Annotated in this window: 21 protein-coding genes; 7 read left to right on the top strand and 14 right to left on the bottom strand. The window is 40.1% G+C overall.

Going from position 1 to position 20,676, the window contains the following annotated elements:
* The first annotated feature begins 230 nt into the window (after positions 1-230).
* The 3 genes from AC559H_RS05410 (at position 231) to AC559H_RS05420 (ending at position 6,196) form a co-directional block, all read left to right on the top strand.
* Positions 231-2,984, top strand: coding sequence for a class I SAM-dependent DNA methyltransferase (locus AC559H_RS05410; RefSeq protein ID WP_026793955.1), 2,754 nt, complete (start codon positions 231-233; stop codon positions 2,982-2,984).
* 301 nt (positions 2,985-3,285) lie between these two features.
* Positions 3,286-4,398, top strand: coding sequence for a mechanosensitive ion channel family protein (locus AC559H_RS05415; RefSeq protein ID WP_026793956.1), 1,113 nt, complete (start codon positions 3,286-3,288; stop codon positions 4,396-4,398).
* A gap of 97 nt (positions 4,399-4,495) precedes the next feature.
* Positions 4,496-6,196, top strand: coding sequence for a mechanosensitive ion channel family protein (locus tag AC559H_RS05420; protein ID WP_036831878.1), 1,701 nt, complete (start codon positions 4,496-4,498; stop codon positions 6,194-6,196).
* Between the two features lie 520 nt (positions 6,197-6,716).
* Here the strand turns inward: AC559H_RS05420 and cpcD are convergent.
* The 14 genes from cpcD to AC559H_RS05490 all read right to left on the bottom strand — a co-directional run bounded on the left by cpcD (position 6,717) and on the right by AC559H_RS05490 (position 16,987).
* Entirely contained in the window at positions 6,717-6,959 is a 243-nt protein-coding gene (gene cpcD, locus AC559H_RS05425; protein ID WP_026786781.1) for a rod-capping linker protein CpcD, read from the bottom strand.
* An 87-nt stretch (positions 6,960-7,046) separates the two neighbouring features.
* Positions 7,047-7,916 carry a phycobilisome linker polypeptide gene (locus AC559H_RS05430; protein WP_026798455.1) on the bottom strand — a complete coding sequence of 290 codons (870 nt, stop codon included), beginning with the start codon at positions 7,914-7,916 and terminating at the stop codon, positions 7,047-7,049.
* A gap of 184 nt (positions 7,917-8,100) precedes the next feature.
* Positions 8,101-8,916: a phycobilisome linker polypeptide gene (locus tag AC559H_RS05435; RefSeq protein WP_026798456.1), complete on the bottom strand. Its 816-nt coding sequence runs from the start codon at positions 8,914-8,916 to the stop codon at positions 8,101-8,103.
* 165 nt (positions 8,917-9,081) lie between these two features.
* Positions 9,082-9,570 (bottom strand): C-phycocyanin subunit alpha, encoded by a 489-nt coding sequence (gene cpcA / locus AC559H_RS05440; protein ID WP_026798457.1) that lies wholly within the window; start codon positions 9,568-9,570, stop codon positions 9,082-9,084.
* 98 nt (positions 9,571-9,668) lie between these two features.
* Entirely contained in the window at positions 9,669-10,187 is a 519-nt protein-coding gene (gene cpcB / locus AC559H_RS05445; protein ID WP_026786777.1) for a C-phycocyanin subunit beta, read from the bottom strand.
* 391 nt (positions 10,188-10,578) lie between these two features.
* Positions 10,579-11,478 (bottom strand): HEAT repeat domain-containing protein, encoded by a 900-nt coding sequence (locus AC559H_RS05450; protein ID WP_026786776.1) that lies wholly within the window; start codon positions 11,476-11,478, stop codon positions 10,579-10,581.
* A 23-nt stretch (positions 11,479-11,501) separates the two neighbouring features.
* Positions 11,502-11,741, bottom strand: a complete 240-nt coding sequence (locus tag AC559H_RS05455) for a DUF8630 family protein (RefSeq protein WP_026786775.1) — start codon at positions 11,739-11,741, stop codon at positions 11,502-11,504.
* Between the two features lie 78 nt (positions 11,742-11,819).
* The gene (locus AC559H_RS05460; protein ID WP_026786774.1) at positions 11,820-12,125 is read right to left on the bottom strand and encodes a hypothetical protein; all 306 of its coding nucleotides are present in this window, start codon (positions 12,123-12,125) and stop codon (positions 11,820-11,822) included.
* Positions 12,126-12,168: 43 nt separating this feature from the next.
* A complete protein-coding gene (locus tag AC559H_RS05465) occupies positions 12,169-12,753 on the bottom strand; it encodes a chromophore lyase CpcT/CpeT (protein ID WP_026786773.1) in 585 nt (194 codons plus the stop codon).
* Between the two features lie 3 nt (positions 12,754-12,756).
* Positions 12,757-13,290, bottom strand: a complete 534-nt coding sequence (locus AC559H_RS05470; RefSeq protein ID WP_026786772.1) for a phycobiliprotein lyase — start codon at positions 13,288-13,290, stop codon at positions 12,757-12,759.
* A gap of 141 nt (positions 13,291-13,431) precedes the next feature.
* A complete protein-coding gene (locus tag AC559H_RS05475) occupies positions 13,432-14,190 on the bottom strand; it encodes a phycobilisome rod-core linker polypeptide (RefSeq protein ID WP_026786771.1) in 759 nt (252 codons plus the stop codon).
* Between the two features lie 131 nt (positions 14,191-14,321).
* Complete coding sequence (locus AC559H_RS05480) at positions 14,322-15,089, bottom strand: phycobilisome rod-core linker polypeptide (protein ID WP_026786770.1); 768 nt, start codon at positions 15,087-15,089, stop codon at positions 14,322-14,324.
* Between the two features lie 167 nt (positions 15,090-15,256).
* Entirely contained in the window at positions 15,257-16,135 is an 879-nt protein-coding gene (locus AC559H_RS05485) for a phycobilisome linker polypeptide (RefSeq protein WP_026786769.1), read from the bottom strand.
* Positions 16,136-16,414: 279 nt separating this feature from the next.
* Positions 16,415-16,987 carry a bilin-binding protein gene (locus tag AC559H_RS05490; RefSeq protein ID WP_026786768.1) on the bottom strand — a complete coding sequence of 191 codons (573 nt, stop codon included), beginning with the start codon at positions 16,985-16,987 and terminating at the stop codon, positions 16,415-16,417.
* A 118-nt stretch (positions 16,988-17,105) separates the two neighbouring features.
* On the opposite strand from AC559H_RS05490, the gene AC559H_RS05495 reads away from it, so the two are divergent.
* From AC559H_RS05495 to AC559H_RS05510, 4 genes are all read left to right on the top strand, one after another.
* On the top strand, positions 17,106-17,765 hold the full coding sequence (locus AC559H_RS05495; protein ID WP_026786767.1) for a HEAT repeat domain-containing protein: 660 nt from the start codon (positions 17,106-17,108) through the stop codon (positions 17,763-17,765).
* A gap of 90 nt (positions 17,766-17,855) precedes the next feature.
* Positions 17,856-18,584: a 15,16-dihydrobiliverdin:ferredoxin oxidoreductase gene (locus AC559H_RS05500; protein ID WP_026786766.1), complete on the top strand. Its 729-nt coding sequence runs from the start codon at positions 17,856-17,858 to the stop codon at positions 18,582-18,584.
* Positions 18,585-18,598: 14 nt separating this feature from the next.
* Complete coding sequence (locus AC559H_RS05505) at positions 18,599-19,333, top strand: phycoerythrobilin:ferredoxin oxidoreductase (RefSeq protein ID WP_026786765.1); 735 nt, start codon at positions 18,599-18,601, stop codon at positions 19,331-19,333.
* A 176-nt stretch (positions 19,334-19,509) separates the two neighbouring features.
* Complete coding sequence (locus AC559H_RS05510) at positions 19,510-20,670, top strand: AAA family ATPase (RefSeq protein ID WP_026786764.1); 1,161 nt, start codon at positions 19,510-19,512, stop codon at positions 20,668-20,670.
* The last annotated feature ends 6 nt before the right edge of the window (positions 20,671-20,676 follow it).

The raw sequence follows: 20,676 nt of genomic DNA on the forward strand, positions 1-20,676 counted from the left end.
CTGTTTTTTCTCTCCTCAAGTTGATTATAGGTATAGCAACCGCCAAGGCAGTTAGGACACCAGACGGATATTGGAACCCAGACGGTGAAGTATTTCCCCCCTGTTCCCTGTTCTCGTTCGACCGTTCGACTGGCTCACGGCTCACGACGCAGCCTGTTCCCTGCTATAATTTTAGAAAATGAGTGCTAGTATAAAATATTAACTAAAATTATGTCTTAACATTTGCCGATATGCCTCTAAGTTGGAATGAGATTAAACAAAGGGCGATCACCTTTTCTAAGGAATGGGAAAGTGAAACTTCAGAGAAGTCAGAGTCGCAATCATTCTGGAATAACTTTTTTAATGTGTTTGGCATTTCACGGCGGCGGGTAGGAAGTTTTGAACTACCAATTAAAAAGGCAGACAATAAGCAAGGGTTTATTGATTTGCTGTGGAAGGGGACGATTTTGGTGGAGCATAAGTCTAGGGGCAAGGACTTAGATAAGGCTACACAACAAGCAAAAGATTATTTTCCAAATTTAAAAGAACATGAATTACCAAAATATATTTTGGTTTCGGATTTCCAAAAATTCCGGCTTTATGATTTAGATACGGCCGAAACTACAGAGTTTGAGCTAAAGGATTTTTTAGATCATGTCCATCTATTCGGCTTTATGGCGGGATATGAAAAACGGGTTTATAAGGATGAAGATCCTGTCAATATTAAAGCGGCGGAATTGATGGGAGAACTGCACGATCGCCTCAAAGAAATTGGCTATACAGGGCATGATTTAGAGGTTTATCTAGTGCGGCTATTATTCTGTATGTTTGCCGATGATACGGGCATTTTTAATAATAAGGGAATTTTTTGGGAATATATTGATTTGCATACGAAGGAAAATGGCAGTGATTTGGCGATGCACATCGCCTCAATTTTCCATATTTTAAATACATCTAATGAGAAGCGATTAAAAAATTTAGATGAAAATTTAGCGCAGTTTCCCTATGTGAATGGGAAGTTATTTGAGGAGACTGTAAAACCTGCGACTTTTGATAAACCGATGCGTGAAATGTTGTTAAAGGCTTGTGCGTTTGATTGGGGTAAGATTTCCCCGGCAATTTTTGGGTCGATGTTTCAGGCGGTAATGAATCAGACGGAACGCCGCAATTTAGGAGCGCATTACACTTCTGAAAAGAATATTCAAAAGTTGATTAAACCGCTTTTTTTGGATGATCTTTATACTGAATTTGAGAAGGCTAAGGGTAGTAAGGGCAAACTAGAAACATTACATAAAAAGATTGCAAATTTACACTTTCTCGATCCTGCCTGTGGTTGTGGTAATTTCTTGATTATTACCTATCGGGAATTGCGAGATTTAGAGATTCTGATTTTGTTGGAATTGAATAAGAGTGGGCAGTTAGTGACGGATATTAGCTCAATTATTCAAGTCGATGTAGATCAGTTTGCAGGGATTGAATATGATGAATTTGCGGTGCGGGTGGCTGAGGTGGCGATGTGGTTAATTGATCATCAGATGAATTTGAAGGTGAGTAATGAGTTTGGGCAGTATTTTGTGCGTTTGCCATTGAAGAAAGCAGCAAAGATTGTGCATGGTAATTCGTTGCGGATTGATTGGGGGGATGTTGTTGCAAAAGATAAGTTAAATTTTATTTTGGGTAATCCTCCATTTGTCGGGAAACATTTACAGAGTAGAAATCAAAAAGAAGATATGCAGTTAGTTTTTGATTATATGAAAGGATTGTCTGATCTAGATTATGTCACGGCATGGTTTTACAAAGCAGCCTCGATTATAAAAAACACTAGAGTTGAAGTAGGGTTTGTTGCTACCAGTTCAATAACTCAAGGTGAGCAAGTTTATTTATTATGGAATTCATTAATCAATGATTTTGGAGTAAAAATTAATTTTGTTCATAGAACTTTTAAATGGAGCAATGAAGCCAAAGGAAATGCTGTAGTGCATTGCGTAATTATTGGATTCTCGCTCTTTGAAAGACCTAGAAAAGAAATTTTTGATTATGAAAGTATAAATTCAGATCCACAAAAAATCATAGTTGAAAAAATCAATCCTTATCTCAATTCTGGTTCACTCGTTCTAATTAGTAAACGATCTAAACCTCTAAGTAATGTAAGCCCCATTACCTGTGGTAATAAGCCTAGCGATGATGGAAATTTTATTTTTAGCGATGTAGAGAAAAATGAATTTGTAAAGAAAGAGCCTCTAGCACACAGTTTTTTTAGAAAATATATTGGTTCAGCAGAGTTGATTAATAATACGTTTCGTTGGTGTCTATGGTTAAAAGACATTCCCCCAGTCGAATTAAAGAAAATGCCATTAGTCTTAGAAAAAATTGATAAGGTTAGGAAATTTAGAGAAAATAGTACGGCTGCTCCAACAAGAAAAACCGCTCTAACTCCATCTCTTTTCTTTTACATTTCGCAACCAGACACCAACTACTTAGCAATTCCTGAAGTATCATCAGAGAGACGTAAATATATTCCTATTGGCTTTTTAGATAAGTCCATAATTGCTAGCAATAAGCTTCAAATTATTCATAATGCAAATCTCTATCTTTTTGGCATTCTTACATCTGAAATGCACATGACTTGGGTTAGGTATGTCTGTGGAAGATTAAAAAGTGATTTTGATTATTCAAGTACAATCGTTTACAACAACTATCCATTCCCTGAAAACGTCAGCGACAAACAAAAGCAAAAAGTCGAAACTGCCGCCCAAAAAGTATTAGACACAAGGGCAAAATATCCTGATATTAGCCTCGCCGATCTTTACGATCCTCTCACCATGCCGCCCGACTTGGTAAAAGCCCATCAAGCCCTAGATAAAGCGGTAGACCTCTGCTATCGTCCCCAGCCCTTCGTTAGCGAACTAAATCGCATTGAGTATTTATTTAGCCTCTATGAAGCCCTAAGTGCGCCATTGCTCAAAGTCGAGAAGAAAAAGCGAAGCAAGAAAAAAGATAGTTAATAAATTAGATGATGTGGCGATCGCTATTCGGTGTGATTCGTGATTTTTGGGCGATCGCTTTTTAGTATAAGGTATTAAGGCATTAGCTAAATATCAGGATATTTTCTATGTCCAAAACACCATTGACAGCAATCAATCCGTAATTTTGCTATACTGTAAACAGTTAAAAAATAGACTTTTTGTGTAGGCGGCATTAGCGATCTTCATAACCCAAAATCAATAAAGGTTTCGTTGGGTTTCCTGCCTCAAACCAGCCTACAAAAATTAAGTCGTTTAAAGTATAACAGGAAGTTAACTCGCCATGACAGAAGTAATTAATGAGATTAACAAAGCATCAGAATTGGCTTTAAGTAATGGCGATCGCCTGTTACAAGTTAGCCTGATTGCGATCGCAGGAGGAGTTACCTTCTTAGGAGGGATCGTGATTATTCCTATTTTACGATTTCTTTTCAGTTGGTTCGCTCCACAATTCTTAACAGAAAGTTATATGCGAGTCGTGATTGCATCTAAATCTGTCATTTTGTCCTTAATTATGCTATCGGTAATGGAAGTAACGTTGCTACTAATTCCTGAAACAGAATGGCTAAACTTGATCGAATTTTGTTTGAGTGTAGGCATTACGATACTTAGTGGATGGCTGTTTTCAAGACTGTTTCGAGAATTTTTTGACAGAAAAATTTTAGGAATCACCTTTGAATCTAATCCGAAAGTAAGAGGTGAATCAATCTTTTTACTTCGCTATTTGGGCGACTTTGCGATCGCCATCTCCTTAATTCTAACTTTTTGCATCAGTCATCGTATTAACGTTTTTGGTATTGTCGCTAGTTTGGGAATTGGCGGTATTGCGATCGCCTTTGCTGCTCAAAAAACATTAGAACAATTTTTAGGTGGAATTGTTTTAACTTTAGATCGCCCATTTACAGTTGGTGACTATATCGGTTTATCTGATGGTCAGCAAGGCAAACAAGGCACATTTGGGCGAGTTGAGAGTATTGGTTTGAGGTCAACTAAAATCCGCACTTCTGGCAAAGGTACACTCACAATTATTCCCAATAATTCGCTCACTCAAGCCACTATTGAGAATTTTTCAGGTGCTAAGAAAGTTATGTCAATAATGATGATAGCCTTTCCACAGCAGGTATCGATTGACGAGCAAGCATTGATTCGCCAAATCGTCATGGACAGCACAGTGGACATTTTTGGTTTAGACTGGCGTAGCACCGAGGTTTCCTTTGGAGAGAATCATGCCCAAATTTCATTCTTTATTTTGGGTTCTAATGAGTTGTCAATGGATCTGCGAAGACAATTACTAGATCTTGCTACGCAACAAATTACCAAACAACTAACAAAACAAAATATTTCTTTTACTCTTGATGAGCCAACAATTTATGTGGATTCTCCCATCTCTATTTAGATGTTTATCTAAGTATCTAAAGTTCAATTATTTACAGATTCTAAAAGCTATAAATAGATGGTTTGGCTTTTATTCTATTAGCGTTAACAAGCAGGTAATGAAGCAATTAACTAGACTAATTATCTTATTCTTGATCAGTTGGTTGGTTTTTCTCACACCCCTGAGTTTGGCTCAAAGTTCTGTCCCTAGTCCTACACCAAATTTTGGTTATGGATTTGGTTCTGCTAGTGCGCCTGTCGTCGTCGATGGGATTCCTCTTTTTGATTTACAGCCAGTAGATCGCTTTACAGCCAAGGATAGATCCCAATTTGCAAATAATATTATCACCGAAGCGATCGCTACCTCTCAAAAGATAAATTTTGAGGTAATTAATGATAAAAGTACCGGTGCTACTTATATTTCCTTAAATAATCAATATCTGCTTACAGTTACAGCTAATGATGTATCACCAAATCTTTCGCCATTACAACAAGCTAATCAATGGCAGAAAATTTTAGAGACCGCGATCGCAAAAGCTCAGGAAGAACGAACTCCGCAATATCTTTGGCAGCGAAGTATTTGGATTTTGATGGCGATCACTGCATTAATCGGATTACAGTTTTTACTAGGTCTGGCAAATCGAATATTTAAGATCAAAACTGGAATTCTCAGCAAGATTAGTTTTACTTTAGGTTGGATTACGATCGCAGGTGTTAGTTCTGAATGGTTCCCATTTTTACGCAGTTGGCGTTATCAAATTATTTCTCCATTCTTTCAAGCCCAATGGTTGATATTTTTCGGTGCTTTAATCGGCTCTTTTATATGTAGCTACTACGCTACAAATTTAGTAAAATTTGCCCTAAGAAAACTAGCTCCTCAATCTGCCGAAAAAATTTATCAGGATGTAATTCATCTCAGCGATCACCTGTTAGAATTTGTAGTTCTTAATATTGCACTTAGTTGGTCTTTGATTTTGTTAGAGTCCTTAGCACCGATTGCTTACAACCTGATTAAACCGATTTCTAATCTGTTTTTAATTGGTAGTGTATATTGGATATCTATAAAACTAATTAGTCGATATTTGCGTACCTATGGATTCAAGATAGGCGGAAATTTTAGCCCCAGTAGTGATGACGCAATTCTTGTATTTGAAACTATTATTAATATTTTTATTTTTATTATTGCCTTAGTTGCCTTTGCGCGAAGTCTCAACTTTGACTTAATTGGCTTAGTGGCAAGTTTAGGATTAGTTGGTTTAGCAGTTGCTTTTGCGGCGCAAAAGATTCTCGAACAATTAATTGCAACTTTAGTTCTCTATCTGGATCGTCCCTTTGTAACTGGCGACTACATCCGCTTACCAGGGGGAGAACTAGGCAAAGTAGAAAGTATTGGTTTGCGATCAACTAAAATTCGTTCCCTTGGTACTGGCACAATTATTGTCATGCCCAATTCTATTTTAGTTAATGTCGAAATTGAAAATGTGACCCTTGCCCAAAAAATTATGGTGTTACTATATATGGATTTTGTGGCAGTTTTAGGGGAACGGGAACACGCTCTGGTGCGACAAGTAATCATTGAAAAAACTTACACCCTATCAGGAATTGATGCGAATAGCACTAATATTTCTGATGCTGATGGTACAGGTAAGCGACTGCGGGTTAGTTTTGCAATTCTCGGCTCTCAAGATAATGCGATCGAGGTGCGTAAACGTTTATTAGAGTGGGCAAGTGTCGAAATTGCTAGATCTCTTTCTGAACAGGGAATTGTCTTTACGATGGAAGATCCGACAATTTATGTCCAATCACCAATTACCATTTGATTAATATAAAAAAAGATTTGTAGAATTTCTGGATAAAATGAGAATTGGTTGATATTAGCGATCGCTATTACTATGAGTCTTGAGTTTTGGGCGATCGCTTTTTTCTTCGTAACTTAGAAAAATATGATGCTTTTGTACAACTGATTTAGACTCGCTATATCATGCTCTTGATAATGATTTAGGACTGCTATAGTTATTGTTAGTAATGGACAACAATTAGTTGCTTGTCGTTTTGCCATTAATGCAACCGCTCCTTCTCTTTACTGGTCGAATAACGCTCTCAATATGGTTAATTCGGTCATTTTAGCTTCTGAGCCTTTATTTTCAGGAGATTGGCATTCTTTGGTAGAAAAAATGATTTTCAGTAGGGTATATAATCAGAACATTGGAGAATAAAAAAGGGTTAGGTGTTTCGGATTTGAAACACCTAACCACAAATATCAATGTTTAAATTTAACTAGCGTCCGTTTACTTGTTAAATTCAGTTTTGAACTTCGATCTAATTAGAGAATAATAGTAATTATTCTGCCTCGGAAGTTAAAGGTTGAATACTAACAATTTTTGCACCCATCCGTGTTAAACGCTGCATTTCCTGGTTCATGCGGTTGTAAGGAACAATGATGAACTGGCTGGCGCTAGAACGAATAGAATAATCAGTTTTGTCGGTTTCACCCGATTGATGTAAACCCACAACTTCATAACGAAAAAAGCGACTTCCCGATGGAGAAGCGGCTGAATTACCTACTGCAACTTGACCTAACATTGTTTTGAATTAATCTAATAAAGTTGTACAAAAACAATAAACAGGGATTGCTGATCAGCGCACCCTGGTTTTCAAAAAAAAACAGTTCTAAACAGGTGTAACACTGGCGACTTTACCACCTTGGCGTTGAATTTCCTGAAGTAGAGGAGATAAGCGTTCGTAAGGAACAATAAAGGACTTGCTGCTGCGACGAACTTTAGGATATCGACGCTCAACAATTCCAGCCACTTCAACCCGATAGCTACGGTCAGATTGTCCTAACACGCCACCTGTGCTGAATCCCGTAGTGGGAACCACACCTTGACCGGAAGAACGATAAGACCAACCTCCGCTACCACCAGAGGGGCCAACAATAGGAGAAGAACTGTTTTGACCCAGTTCTTTAGCCAAGCGAGACGAATTCCCGTCTAATTGAGAGCGATCGCTATTAGCATAACCGCGATATAACCGGAAGATCCGAGTAAAACCGACGCTTCTTTGTCCCCGTTGAAATTCAAAGGCGCGATAGTAGGGAACCACATTTTCCCCAAAGTTTTCCAGGTATTCGGCTGAATCAATATAGGAATCAATATCAGCGTCATAGCCTTCGTTTTGGTATAAATCCAAGTGAAAAACCACGTCGGATTCACTATAGGGAGCGCGACCCAATAAATGTTTGTGATTGAGTTCAATTACACGGGTTTGGAAATTCGGGTAGAAAAACTTGGTTTTGTACAGTTCTGATTTAGCCACAGAACGGACAAACTCTCGCACGCTGATGCTACCATCGGTCAACAGAGACTCAGCACCTTTGAGGCGCTCAGAACTCATTAAATAATCGTTACCCAAGAGTTGGCGATAAACGGCACGAATTACCCGTTGAGCATCGTCCCGAGTCCAATCTGGTCGCAGTTCAACACGAGGCGTTTCTTGGAACGCAGTAGTTCCCAGCCTAGATGCTGCTGTTGTAATAGCCACCTAAAATCCTCCTCTTATATTTAAGAACATCACTTCAGAATCAAGTTGCGATTGTAGCGTGCATTGATTCGCTGTTCAATGTTTGTTAGTCAGAGAATATAGGGTCTAAGCGTTCCTTGTTAACAGTTAGCTCTAACCCCAAATCCTCTGACACAAACTGGCATTAAGGTTAAAATCAATGAGATTATGCCAAAGTAATTCTCATCACCCGTCCCCCGGCGCGATGAATTCGCTGCAACTGAGTAGACAGTTGGTCATAGGGTACGGTATATTCAGTTTGGGTACGGCGCACTTGAGGCAGAGACTGTGTTGCTTTTTGCATAACAGTCAGGCGGTAGAGTTGTCCACGACTGCCGCCTGTCGTACCTGCCAGACTTTGACCATGATCCGGTGTTTGAATCGGAGCAGCCAAATTCCGGCCCAATTCCCAAGTTAAGCGACTTTGCTTTTGGTTTTGAGCGCGATCGCTACTGGCATACCCGCGATAGAGGGTAAACAAGCGGTTGAAACCAACGGTTTTCTGTCCATCTTGGGTAGAAAATCCCCGATAATAGGGGACGACATTTTCCCCAAAATTCTCCAGATATTCTGGAGAGTCAAGATAGGAGTTGATTTCAGCTTCATAGCCCTGGCTGACATAGAGATCGACGTGAAACGCAATCTCTGACTCATCGTAAGGGGCGCGACCGAGCAGATGTTTGTAATTTAACTCAATAAACCGAGTTTGAGAATTAGAGTAAAAAAACTTAGTCCGGTAAACCTCGGATAAAGCAATAGCTCTGACAAAATCCCGAACGGTAATTTGTCCTTGGCGCAGTAAAGATTCCGCGCTAGTGAGCCGTTCCCGCGACATCAGGTGTTCGTTGCCCATCACCTGACGATATGCAGCCACAATCACGGTTTGCACGTCTGCTTCCGTGTAGTTGGGGCGTAGTTCTACGGGTTTTGTTTCTTCAAAGGCCCGGATACCAAGTCGGCTACCCTCAAGCAAGCCAACCATATCCTTATGCTCCGTAAGAGATTTTCAAAACAGACAAAAAAGAAAAACTTTGTTAATGTCGGATAGTTCATACCCAAATAATCAAAGATGCCCCTAAGCGTTAAACAACCGTTAACCCAGTTGCTAACAGCTATTTACCGCTTAGGAGCATCAAGCGCGCTAAGTCTAGCTCAGAGCGTTGATAGCATAGTCGATGTAGGAGTTAGCTTCAACAGCTGCGTCGCCACTCAGACCGTGGTTGGCTTTGACGTATTTCAGAGCTTCCACATACCAGCTAGGAGAAAGTTCAAAAGTCCGGTTGATTTCATCAACACCAGCAATCAGGTACTCATCCATAGGGCCTGTACCACCGGCAATTAAGCAATAGGTGACTTGACGGAGGTAGTAACCGATGTCACGAGCGCATTTGGCTTTACCACGTTCGCTAGAAGCGTAGTTGGGCCCTTGCATTGTGGTGGTATAAGGGAATTTGTTATACACTGCTTGGGCAGCGCCACTGATCAGGCTGTCAGATTTTGCAGTCAGAGCTTTGGCTGCTTCTAAACCGGCTTTGGCTTGACGGAAACGACCAAAAGCCACTTGGATTTCAGTGCTGCTCAGGAAACGGCCTTGAGAATCGGCGGTTGTTACCGCTTCAGTCAGGGGGGTTTTCATGCTTGAGTTATCTCCCTATGGGTTTACAAAATTTAGGTACAGATTGAAGTCGTTTAATTAGACTTCTATGGAGTTTTGAAAATCTAATTTTTGAAAAATTAGGCGACAGCAGCCGCAGCGAGATCAAAGTAGCCGGCGACTTCAGAAGCCAGAGCGCTACAATCTCCAGGAGTAATTCCTGCGGGATCGTTAACAATAGCCAAAGCTGCATCTTTCATTTTGCCAACGCCAACGGCGACGGAAGCACCAGGAACGCCCAGAGCCAGGTAGGTTTCACGCAGACCGTTCAAGCAACGATCATTAAGAACGCTAGAATCTCCGGCGAAGACTGCGTAGGTGACATAACGCAAAATAATTTCCATGTCGCGTAAGCAAGCAGCCATACGACGGTTGGTGTAAGCATTGCCACCAGGAGCGATCAATTGGGCTTGCTCGTCAAATAAAGCGCGAGCAGCGTTAGAAACAATGGCAGAAGCGTTACCAGTGATGCGGTTAACGGCATCTAAACGCTTGTTGCTTTCGGCAACCATTTGGCCGAGAGCATCGATCTGGCCGGGGCTTAACATTTCGCCGCGGGTATCAGCTTGAGAAACCACCTTGGTAAAGGCATCAAACATGGATCAATCTCCTACTTGACTTGCTTAACTTTATTTTCGACTCAAAGTGAAATGATGGGTTTTCCCGATCCTGACTCTTGAGAGTCTCTCTTGTTTGGCTACTGTTACTGTTTTTGAAGTAACAGTAGCCTTACTTAGAGGAACCTTAGAAATTTTACATCATTTTATGAAAGGACATTAAACTTTTTTAATCAAATGTTAATCAATTGTTGGGAGACTAACATTTGGCTGTTATCTTTGCCCTTCAGATATTGGTTATACAACGCCGTCGCTATTTGTTGCGTTAAAATTTATTACGAACAATGTCTTAGGTAAAAAACACAGTCTGCTTTTCATCATTATCGCATTTTTGCTAAGTGAAAATACTTAGAGGAAAAATCCAATTCCGTCCTTAATCCCGCCTCAGATGAGAAATTGCTAACTGCATCGCCCGTTGCACCGTGGGGTCAGTTTCCTGAATCAATGCCGTATTCAGCAATTCCATTGCACCTTGATCTTTAACTTCATCCCCCATCTTCATCAAAGCCATCGCTACCCCTTTCCGACTTTCTCCATCTGGATGCTGCAATAACTCCATCAATCGGGGAATCGCAGGTGCATAGCTGATATTTCCTAAAGCGGCGATCGCTTCACAGCGAACCTCTGAATCAACATCCTCTAAAGCTTGGAAGAGCATCTCCGATGCTTCCGAGTCCGGTTGTTCTTCAGCCATTTTAGCGATCGCTCCCACCACCGCCATCCGCACTTCTGGGGAATCGGAATGAATTTCCCGATATAAAATCTCTTTTGCGGCTGGCCCAATAAAAGCCAGGGCCCAAGCCGCGTGTCCTTTCGTGCTTTCTGGGGAATCCGGGGACGCCAAAATCTCTAATAGAGGTGGGACAGATGCGGCTCCTGTACCCGCTAATGCCCCAATTGCCGAACCTTTGACCACCGTATCCTCATCCTCTAACAACGCTTTGATTAAAATCGGAACCGCTTCCGGGTCAGCAATCAAGGTTAAGGTTTTCGCCGCCGCCCTTCGGACAACCGGGTTGGGATGATTAGCCAGCGCAGTTAGTAAAAAGGGAACAGCAGGTTTTCCCACTTGACCCAACGCTTCCGCAAAACCCAGTCTTACCATCCCCCGTGTATCCCCTAGACACTCCACCATTTGTTTGATTAGGGTAAGGTCGCTAGAGTCAAAACCGTTAGCGGCTAACTGTTGATTCACCCTCGCCAACAAAATATCTGTTTCTTCAGGAGACAGGACAACAGCATCATTTCCAGATAAAGTTTCCGAGTTAGACATATATACAGATCAAGTGGGATAACTTAATTCTCAACACTCACCATCGCCTGTTGGCTGCGGAGTTCCTCAAGTTTGGCATCAATTTGAGCCAAGATCGGCTCTAGTTGTGCCATTGCCTTTGTCTTGGACATTTTAGCCCGTTGCGCCGCAGTCAACGTTTCATTCAGGAGGCGTTCTCGATACTGTTCTAGTTCCTGAATAACTTCTGCTAATTCGTCAGAAACAACAGGTTCTGTGCTAGTGATTTCGGTTTGTTCTGTCATATTTTGATAATTTAGATTGGGATCTATTCAGATTTTCTCAGATTCGGTGACTCCGAGTAAACCTTTTTTATAAAACATTTAGAATTGTTGATCAAACCGAGTATAAAATGCTCCATACTTAATCCAATATTGTTTTAATTGATGATTAGGAACAGCTAAATAAGCCTTGGCTTGATAAAGAATCACCTGTCGATGGTTTCCCATCCAAATTTTTTCCTTAATCGCCACAGAAATAAAAGTTCCATTCAAACTAGCGATGGAAGATTCAAATCTTTCAATGGCTGAATAATCTAAGGTTTCAAAAATCAAAAAATTATCTAAAAAAATCAAATGGCGACTCCGAATCCATGCCTCCATTTTTTTTCGGGCGACTGGAGGTAACATTGTTTTTATTATTCATTTTGGTGTCAATCTACAAAAAAATTATTCAATCCTCGCGGTGAAGTTCATCCGCAAAACTTTGTCGTTTTTCAAACCTTAAAGGGCCGTGTACCGATCCCCAAACCTGTTCATCGGTATTAATATCCATGCCTCGATCTAAACTCACCCAAGTCGTTTCTGTGAGTTCCACATCACTAACTAAATAGGTTTGACGACCATTGCGTTCAATTAAACATTGATTCCCTTCAACCCGTCCTTGAAATCCATTTTCACAAGGTTGAAAAATCATCGAACAGTGATAACGACGTTCGGTGACAATTGGAGTCAATGTTCGTAAAATATCCAGATTGTGTCCGGCTCCAGCGTACAAATAAGCGTCTTTTATCCCATAATTTTCAATATAAATTTCATCGTTTTGTTCAACTAATCTATGCAATCCTTGACGATAAGGACTCCACAGATCATAATCATAAGTTTGCTCAGAATAAAAACCAATGCCTTGAAAAAATTCCCAGGGTAAAGGCCGAAAAAAAATCCGAATATGAGCAAAATTTTTAGGGTCAGCAATCGTTTGTTTAGCATTGCTAAAATCCCCAGCGATACATCGAGAAAAACGTGGGATTAAGCTCATCGTTTATTCTTGTTTTAAATCTCGGATTTCGGAAGAAAAAGAAGCCGTTACCACTCCAGTTCCAGCACTCGTTCTAATCAATGAAACTCGAAATCGCAGATTCGGAGTAGCAAACCAAATTCTTTCTTCAGCCATCGCTCGATCATAGGGCGTTAACAGCGTAAAAACCCCTTCTGGATTAATCTGATAATCTCCCACAGAAGGAATGGTTTCTGCATAGCCTTGATCCCGCAATAATTGACCTTTTGTAAAGTCATTTTGATCGGGAATAGGAACTAAAATCGTTGTTCCTTTAATGATATTTCCCTCCTCCCAATCCGATTCTCCCTCCCAAGTCATCCGAAAAGGATGAGTAGAAGATTCAGGATCAATCTGATAAGAATGACACAAGGCAATTACATCAGAATCCTGTTCTTCTAAAGGCACAATATCAATAATAGAAGTAACAGCTTCAAAGTGACTAAAAGCCAGATGATGAGCGCTCCGTTGTGAACGCCATCGTCCTAAAGACTGTTCAACAAATTCAGCAATATCCATGCAGAAAATAAAAAGAGTATCATAGAAGCTATGTCAAGAGAAAAACGATTTTCAATGTGGGTAATTAAAACCTAACCCTTGTCAGTTTTAACAACCCACAGGTTCAATTTTAGGGGTGAAGATTCCCCCAAAATTCAACAGTTAGACCATCTCAGTAATACTGAGAATTTTACCCCCAGTCTTCTGAATATTTTGAATATTTTGAGACAGTTGGGAATAACTGACACAGCAGGTCTTATTCGCCAGTTTTGACAGCGAATTTACGCCTTTTGTTACCACAATCCGAAACCGCTTTTCTTGAGCGCCACCTTGACCCAAGGAAGACACCTTGATTTTTTGGGGTAAATTGGTAGCAACACTGGAAATTAATTTAGATTGGTGTTCACTGTCACTGGTAGCGGCACCACCTAATAAATTGATTGTCCGATTAAAGACAACATTTTTAATCCCCGTTTGTGTGGTGTTACTGCGAGGATAGGGAACACAATTTTCTCCGAAGTTGTTCAGATATTCTGCACTATCGAGATAAGAATCAATTTCTGCTGCGTAACCTTGTGAAATACAAATTTGAACATGAGCAGAAATTTCCGCTTGATCTAACGGTGCCCGTCCCAATAAATGCTTACAGTTTAATTCAATAAACCGATAGGCAGAATTAGGGTCAAAAAACAGAGATTTGTAGAGTTCTGATTGAGCGATTGCCCGCACAAAACCCCGCACGGTTAAATCTCGATTTCGCAGTAAAGATTCTGCCGTTTGATTCCGTTGACTTTCCAACAAATGAGCATTACCCAAGACCTGTTTATAAACGGCTCGGATAATCACTTGTAAATCTTCTTCTGTTGTATTAGGACGTAATTCTAGGCGTTCTGATGTGAAACTTGGAGTTAAAGTTGTCATTGTTATTCTTCCTCGCTACAGGTGATTTTATTGCGTGTTGGGTGCTGAGTGTTCAACACCCAACTGTTCAACCGTTAATGGTTAATTCCTAATTCTTAATTCCGAATTAATTCTATGAAAATCAAACGGAATTAGGAAACTTCATTGATGCTAATAATCTTGCCACCGCTCCGATGAATGCGCTGAATTTGGGGAGTCATTTTCGCGCCGGAAACCAAATACACGGTATTGCTCAACCGACGGGGAGCGTCAAATTTAGACCCCTTGACCACAATTTTAAACGTCTTTTCAGTGGCATCCTGATAAGCCCCTAAACGGCCGCCAGAACTAGGCAACTGAATTTTATTGCCACTGTTTGTAGCCACCGCTTCCACCAAGCGAGAAGCCGTAAAAGCACTATCAACTCCCGCATAGCCCTGATATAAAGACAAAGTACGGTTATAGTTGACCTGTTTTTGTCCCACCTGAGTTTTTGCCCCTTGATAGTAGGGAACAATCATTTCTCCGAACATATCTTGATATTCCTGGCTATCGAGATAGGAATCAATCTCAGCATCATATCCTTCCTCAATACAACGACGGATATGTTCTGAGAGTTCGGCTTGACAACTGGGAGCGCGACCCAGTAAATGTTTAAAATTGAGTTCCACAAACCGATAAGGGGCGCAGGACTCAAAGTAACGACTCCGATAAAACTCCGATTTCGCCACTTGACGCACAAATTCCCGCACGGAGATACCGCCATTTGCCAGTTGAGATTCGGCTGTCACCAACCGTTCACTCTCCATAATATGGGGATTGCCTAAAACTTGTTTATAAACAGCCCGAATCACCGTCGAGATTTCATCGGAACAACCCACTGTCCGCAGTTCTACGGGAGCATCGACAACAACGCCCATGATTTAGATCTCCTAAAAATAGATTGAGGGAATTCAAGAAATCTGGGCAATAGAATATAGAAAAAATAGGCAATCAATTCATCAATAAATGATGACTGAAATCCTATTGCCTCAGAGAAAATATTAAAAAGTTGGATTTTGGATATTGATATTAATCCCAAACCCAATTAACTAATCGGAGTAATACTGGCAATCACGCCGCCTTGTTGGTGAATGCGCTGATATTCCTGAGATAGTTTCTCAAAGGGAACCAAAAAAACTTGGTTACTGCGACGGAATTTTGACACTCGGTTAACTTTCCCAGGAGAGCTATAACCCGTGACTTCGATGCGGTAAACTTTACCTTCTTCGGACGCCCCAACTCCATGACGGGTGCGAGCACTTCCGGTTGGGTCTTGGAAAGACCAACCATTGCCCATTGCACCCCCAGAAGGAGGAATTACAGCTAAGGGAGTTTTTTGAATCACATATCGATTCAGCACCGATGCTTTCCCTGTCAAACTACCTTTGAGGTCACTACTGGACGCGCCCCGCGCCAGAGCAAAGAAATGGGTAAACCCAACCATGGTTTGACCGGGTTGAGTTTTATAACCCCGATAGTAAGGAACGAAGTTTTCGCCATAGGCGTTTTGGTATTCGTCGCTATCGAGATAGAAGTCGATTTCCGCTTCAAACCCTTGGGTATCTAACAGGGTACTGTGCACTCTCATTTCTTCTAAGTCCCGAGGGGCGCGACCTAGAAAATGTTTGAAATTGAGTTCAATAGACCGATAACGCGGACAACTCTCGAAAAAGCGAACGCGATACAAGTCAGATTTGGCAACAGCGCGGACAAATTCACGGACACTCAATTCTCCCCGCTTAAATTGAGATTCGGGGACGATGGCCCGTTCACTCTCCATGACGTAGGCATTGCCCAGAATTTGCCGATAAACCGCGCAAATCACGGCTTCGGCTTCTTCTTCAGAACGTCCGAGAATCATTTCTACCGGGGGGGTGTCTTCGTATAGACCCACGCCCAGTTGGGATGCTGGCCCAAAAACCATGAAACAATCTCCTCGATGCACGATAAGTTGGCGAAAATTAGGATTTCTGAAGTTTGTTACGAAACTTAACAAGCTGTTAAGATTTAAAAATCAGAAATTGTCTTGAAAGCTACACTTAAGCCTGTTCGTTTAATGTTATACCAGACAAGGTTTTAGATTAGACATTTTCCCGATAATCCGTAAAGATTCGTAACATTTGCCTCTCTAGGAAGCTTTTATGTCTCATAAACCTAAAACTTGGTGTTGGTGACTCGAACCCTTTGTTCAGAGAAAAAGCGATTACTGAAACCGTCTCATCGCCTCAATTAAATGGTTAAAATAAGAACTCAATTCTATCTGTTGTTCCGGGTTAAATTCCTCAAGACCAAAGGTTTTTAAAGATTCTAACCCCACAATCATTGCAGGTAAAGGAACCTGTAATTCTTGATAGAGTAATTGCATATTATTCAAGCCTTCAGAAGATGTAAACGGAATACAACTTCCAGCAATTCCATAGGTAATACAACGAAGAAAATGCCAAAAATCTCGCCAACAAGCCTGCGCTCGTGCCGGAGGATATAAATCTCCCCCAACCTCAACAATTCCTGGATATTCATCTAACACTTTTTGACGGGCAGATTCAATAATGGTATCCGCTTTATCTCTGAGTAATCGAGCAGATTCGAGAGCCGATAAAGACTCAGGAATCATCGTTGCAATCAGTTCTAAGTCCTGATCTGTTAAATAACGTCCTTGATCATCAGCCTGTTGAAAAATCTCAATTAATTCGGCTGAGTAGTGATTTTTCCAAGCCTCAAAACTCACAATTCTAGCAAGCGGAATTAATTGTTTAGCGCGTTCAGTTAACTGCATAAATTTGTATGGATTTTTGATAAAAATTCAACCGATGCCAGGGAGAATAAAAAAGGGATAAATTATTCACTTGATATTATATAATACTCAAGATACCTCCCCTCCTCAACCTGAAATCATGGAACTCAGCGAAATTAAAGCCTGTCTAGCCGACTCCGACCCCAAAGACCGACTCAAAGCCATTCAAGAGTTGCATCAGTATGAACCTGAAATCGCTATTCCCTTACTCTTGAGTCAAATGCAGGAAAAAGACTTTTTAGTTCGGTCTTTTGTCGCAATGGGTTTGGGGAAACAACGCACCGCAGAATCCTTAGCCGCTTTGTTACAAATGGTTAAATTTGACCGCGATGCTAATGTTCGAGCCGAAGCCAGCAATTCCCTATCTCTATTTGGACAACCCGTTGCTTCTCATCTGGTCGCTGCATTTTACCAAGACGACAACTGGCTCGTGCGTCGAAGTATTATTGGAGCAATGGTAGAATTAGACTGTCCAGAACACCTATTAGAAATCTGTGTTTGTGGGATTGACGGAGAAGATCTAACGGTACAGGAAGCCTGTATTGATAGTTTAGCCTTCCTCGCTAGTACCCCCCAACGAGAAAAAGCGTTACCACAACTTCTATCTAAAGTCAAGGATTCTTCCTGGCGAATTCGGGCGAGAGTCGCTCGCGCTCTGCATCGCTTTTCCAGTCCCCAAGCCGAAACCGCCTTAGAAGCATTGAAGCAGGATGAAGATCATCGCGTGGTGGCTGCGGTACTGGAAAATTTTGTAAGTTGAAGAAATGTTACTTTCTTTAAGCAAAGCCAGACAAGTCCGGTGGGATTCCGTTAATCTAAACGGATAACATTAAAATCCATATCAACTTTTATGTATCAGCCATTTCAGGAATTTTTAGAAGCAGAGATATTTTCTCGTTTCCAGGTGGTCAGTCGTTCTATTCCAGCCGGATTAGAGTCTAAGGTTAGTGAACGGGGAAAAAATCCCGCTCGGATTCAAAGTTGGTGCTACGAATGTCCTCAATTTCGGAAAATTCGCTACACCTATATTGATGCAGGTGAAACGGCTCAAATTTTTAATAGTGTCATTTATCCCAATTATCACTACGATTTACCCATTTTAGGGATTGATTTCCTCTCTTTTGGTAAAGTTAAAAATTTAGTTGTTTTAGACTTTCAACCCTTATTCCGAGACGAACAATATCAACAAAAATATATTGAACCAATGCGTCCGATTTGGGAAAAATATGATGATTTAGCCCAGGATTTACCGATGAAATTCTATGATGCAAATCAGTATTTTTCTAAATATATTCTGTTTGCTAAAACCGATGCAGCCACCGTTAGAGAAAAAGTATTTTCAGCTTATCAGGACTATATTCATCTCTATTGGGAATTATTACAAAATTCACAACCCCTTTCAGAACCCCAAAGAATTCAAGAGGTAATCAACGCCCAAAAAGCCTATGATCAATATAGCGCTGACCGAGATCCAGCATCCGGCTTATTTAGTAGCTACTTTGGTCATGAATGGGCGGAACGTTTTCTCTATGAATTCTTATTTGAAGATGCTGTTCCCTTAGCGGTTGCTGCGAAATAAAAATTTTCAACAATATGACGCTCTATCAACCCTTTTTAGATTACGCCCTTACCCTTCTTAAAGAAAAACTCCCCCTGACTTCTTACCCCATTCCCCCAGGATTTGAACAAAAAGAAGAAATAACAGGAAAAGGAAAAAGACAGCAAGTTGTGATTACCACCAGTTACGGTTATCAAACACCCAAACTGCGACAAATTCGAGCTGCTCATGTTCAAGGGGGAGAAGCTTTACAAGTTCTCAACTTTGTTATTTTCCCCCATTTAAACTATGATTTACCCTTCTTTGGGGCTGATTTAGTCACCCTACCCGGGGGACATTTAATCGCCTTAGATATGCAGCCGTTATTTCATAATTCCACCTATCAACAAAAATATACTGAGCCGATATTGCCTATTTTTCAACAGTATCAACAACATTTACCTTGGGGTGGAGATTTTCCCGAAGAAGCTCAACCCTTCTTTTCTCCGGCGTTTTTATGGACTCGTCCTCAAGAAACAGAAGTTGTTAAAACCCATGTTTTTGAAGCGTTTAAAGCTTATTTACAAGCCTATCTGGAATTTGTAGAACAAGCCCAACCCATTGATAATTCTGAGCAACGCCAAGACATTTTACAAGCCCAAAAACGTTATGTTAGTTATCGGGCAGAAAAAGACCCCGCACGGGGAATGTTTACTCGTTTCTATGGGGAAGAATGGACTGAAGAATATATTCACGGGTTTCTATTTGATTTAGAACGTTATCTGGAGTAATCCGCGCCGTCGAGACGGAGATTGTAATATTTTATTTATTGTAGGGGTTTGGTCTTCAAACCCTATTTAATCCTGGGTTTAGAGGGACATCACCCCTACAGAATTTTTGCACAACTTGTTTAGGACTGCTATAATAAGTTGAATTCAGAGTTTTAGAGCAATGTTTGATAAAAGTCATGAAAATTTTAAGTATAGAATATCACGACAAAGAATACGATTGGAGCTATAAACCTATAGAGTTATCATCAAATTTAACTTTAATGGTGGGAATATCAGGAGCCGGAAAAACTCAGATTCTTAAATCAATTTTTAACTTAAAAAAAATAGCTAATGGTGCCTCTTTGAATGGAGTCAAATGGAATGTTACTTTCCAGACTAGATCTCAGGTAATTTATCGATGGGATGGAGAATTTGAGACAGAAAAATTTGATCAAGATCTGTTTCAACTAGAATCAGAAGATACTCCAAAGGGTTTTAATCTTTTAACAGAAAATTTGTACAAAGATGAAAATCATCTGATTCAGAGAGATGCAGAAAAAATTATATTCAAACACCAAACTACCCCTAAATTATCACCAACACAAAGTATTATACATTTGCTGAATCAAGAAGAAGATATTTATATGGCTAAAGAAGAACTTGATAGAATTTACTTTAGTGATCCTGATAGAACATCGAATGGGATTTATGGATTATCCCTTGCTATTTTTAAAAAATGTGAAAATTATTCCTTAGATCAGATTCAAGAAAGTGATATTCCTATCCCCATAAAGCTGTCTTTAATTTATCGTAAATTTCCCGATCAATTTCAAATTATAAAACAGAAATTTATAGATATTTTTACACAAATTGAAGATATTAAAATAGAACCTATAGATACTAATAATTTCTCCTTACCCATGTCTTTAAGTAAAATTTTAAATGAATCTACAGTGATTAGCCTTAAAGAAAAAGGAATTATTTCTTGGATTAAACAATCTAGAATTTCTGCTGGGATGTTCAAAACATTAATGTGTTTAAGTGAACTTTTTTTATTACCAAAAGGAAGTTTAATCTTAATCGATGAATTTGAAAATAGTCTAGGAGTTAACTGTCTTGATAGTTTAGCAGATACCCTATTATCTGAGGAACGTGATTTACAAATCATTATGACAAGCCACCATCCTTATATTATTAATAATATCAACCCTAGCCACTGGAAAATTATCACCAGAAAAGGAGGAATAGTAACGGTAAAAAATGCTCAAGATTGGGGAATTAGACCCTCAAGACAAAAAGCATTTATTGATTTAATTAACCTGTTAGAAGAATATCCAGAAGGAATTGATCAAGCATGAATCTTT

The organism is Planktothrix prolifica NIVA-CYA 540 (assembly GCF_963864145.1).
GTDB lineage: Bacteria > Cyanobacteriota > Cyanobacteriia > Cyanobacteriales > Microcoleaceae > Planktothrix > Planktothrix agardhii.

Bases quoted from the DNA above. Each gene is read 5' to 3' on its own strand.
- AC559H_RS05410 (WP_026793955.1), top strand. From the start codon at position 231: ATGCCTCTAAGTTGGAATGAGATTAAACAAAGGGCGATCACCTTTTCT.
- AC559H_RS05415 (WP_026793956.1), top strand. From the start codon at position 3,286: ATGACAGAAGTAATTAATGAGATTAACAAAGCATCAGAATTGGCTTTA.
- AC559H_RS05420 (WP_036831878.1), top strand. From the start codon at position 4,496: ATGAAGCAATTAACTAGACTAATTATCTTATTCTTGATCAGTTGGTTG.
- cpcD (WP_026786781.1), bottom strand. From the start codon at position 6,959: ATGTTAGGTCAAGTTGCAGTAGGTAATTCAGCCGCTTCTCCATCGGGA.
- AC559H_RS05435 (WP_026798456.1), bottom strand. From the start codon at position 8,916: ATGGTTGGCTTGCTTGAGGGTAGCCGACTTGGTATCCGGGCCTTTGAA.
- cpcA (WP_026798457.1), bottom strand. From the start codon at position 9,570: ATGAAAACCCCCCTGACTGAAGCGGTAACAACCGCCGATTCTCAAGGC.
- cpcB (WP_026786777.1), bottom strand. From the start codon at position 10,187: ATGTTTGATGCCTTTACCAAGGTGGTTTCTCAAGCTGATACCCGCGGC.
- AC559H_RS05450 (WP_026786776.1), bottom strand. From the start codon at position 11,478: ATGTCTAACTCGGAAACTTTATCTGGAAATGATGCTGTTGTCCTGTCT.
- AC559H_RS05455 (WP_026786775.1), bottom strand. From the start codon at position 11,741: ATGACAGAACAAACCGAAATCACTAGCACAGAACCTGTTGTTTCTGAC.
- AC559H_RS05460 (WP_026786774.1), bottom strand. From the start codon at position 12,125: ATGTTACCTCCAGTCGCCCGAAAAAAAATGGAGGCATGGATTCGGAGT.
- AC559H_RS05465 (WP_026786773.1), bottom strand. From the start codon at position 12,753: ATGAGCTTAATCCCACGTTTTTCTCGATGTATCGCTGGGGATTTTAGC.
- AC559H_RS05470 (WP_026786772.1), bottom strand. From the start codon at position 13,290: ATGGATATTGCTGAATTTGTTGAACAGTCTTTAGGACGATGGCGTTCA.
- AC559H_RS05475 (WP_026786771.1), bottom strand. From the start codon at position 14,190: ATGACAACTTTAACTCCAAGTTTCACATCAGAACGCCTAGAATTACGT.
- AC559H_RS05480 (WP_026786770.1), bottom strand. From the start codon at position 15,089: ATGGGCGTTGTTGTCGATGCTCCCGTAGAACTGCGGACAGTGGGTTGT.
- AC559H_RS05485 (WP_026786769.1), bottom strand. From the start codon at position 16,135: ATGGTTTTTGGGCCAGCATCCCAACTGGGCGTGGGTCTATACGAAGAC.
- AC559H_RS05490 (WP_026786768.1), bottom strand. From the start codon at position 16,987: ATGCAGTTAACTGAACGCGCTAAACAATTAATTCCGCTTGCTAGAATT.
- AC559H_RS05495 (WP_026786767.1), top strand. From the start codon at position 17,106: ATGGAACTCAGCGAAATTAAAGCCTGTCTAGCCGACTCCGACCCCAAA.
- AC559H_RS05500 (WP_026786766.1), top strand. From the start codon at position 17,856: ATGTATCAGCCATTTCAGGAATTTTTAGAAGCAGAGATATTTTCTCGT.
- AC559H_RS05505 (WP_026786765.1), top strand. From the start codon at position 18,599: ATGACGCTCTATCAACCCTTTTTAGATTACGCCCTTACCCTTCTTAAA.
- AC559H_RS05510 (WP_026786764.1), top strand. From the start codon at position 19,510: ATGAAAATTTTAAGTATAGAATATCACGACAAAGAATACGATTGGAGC.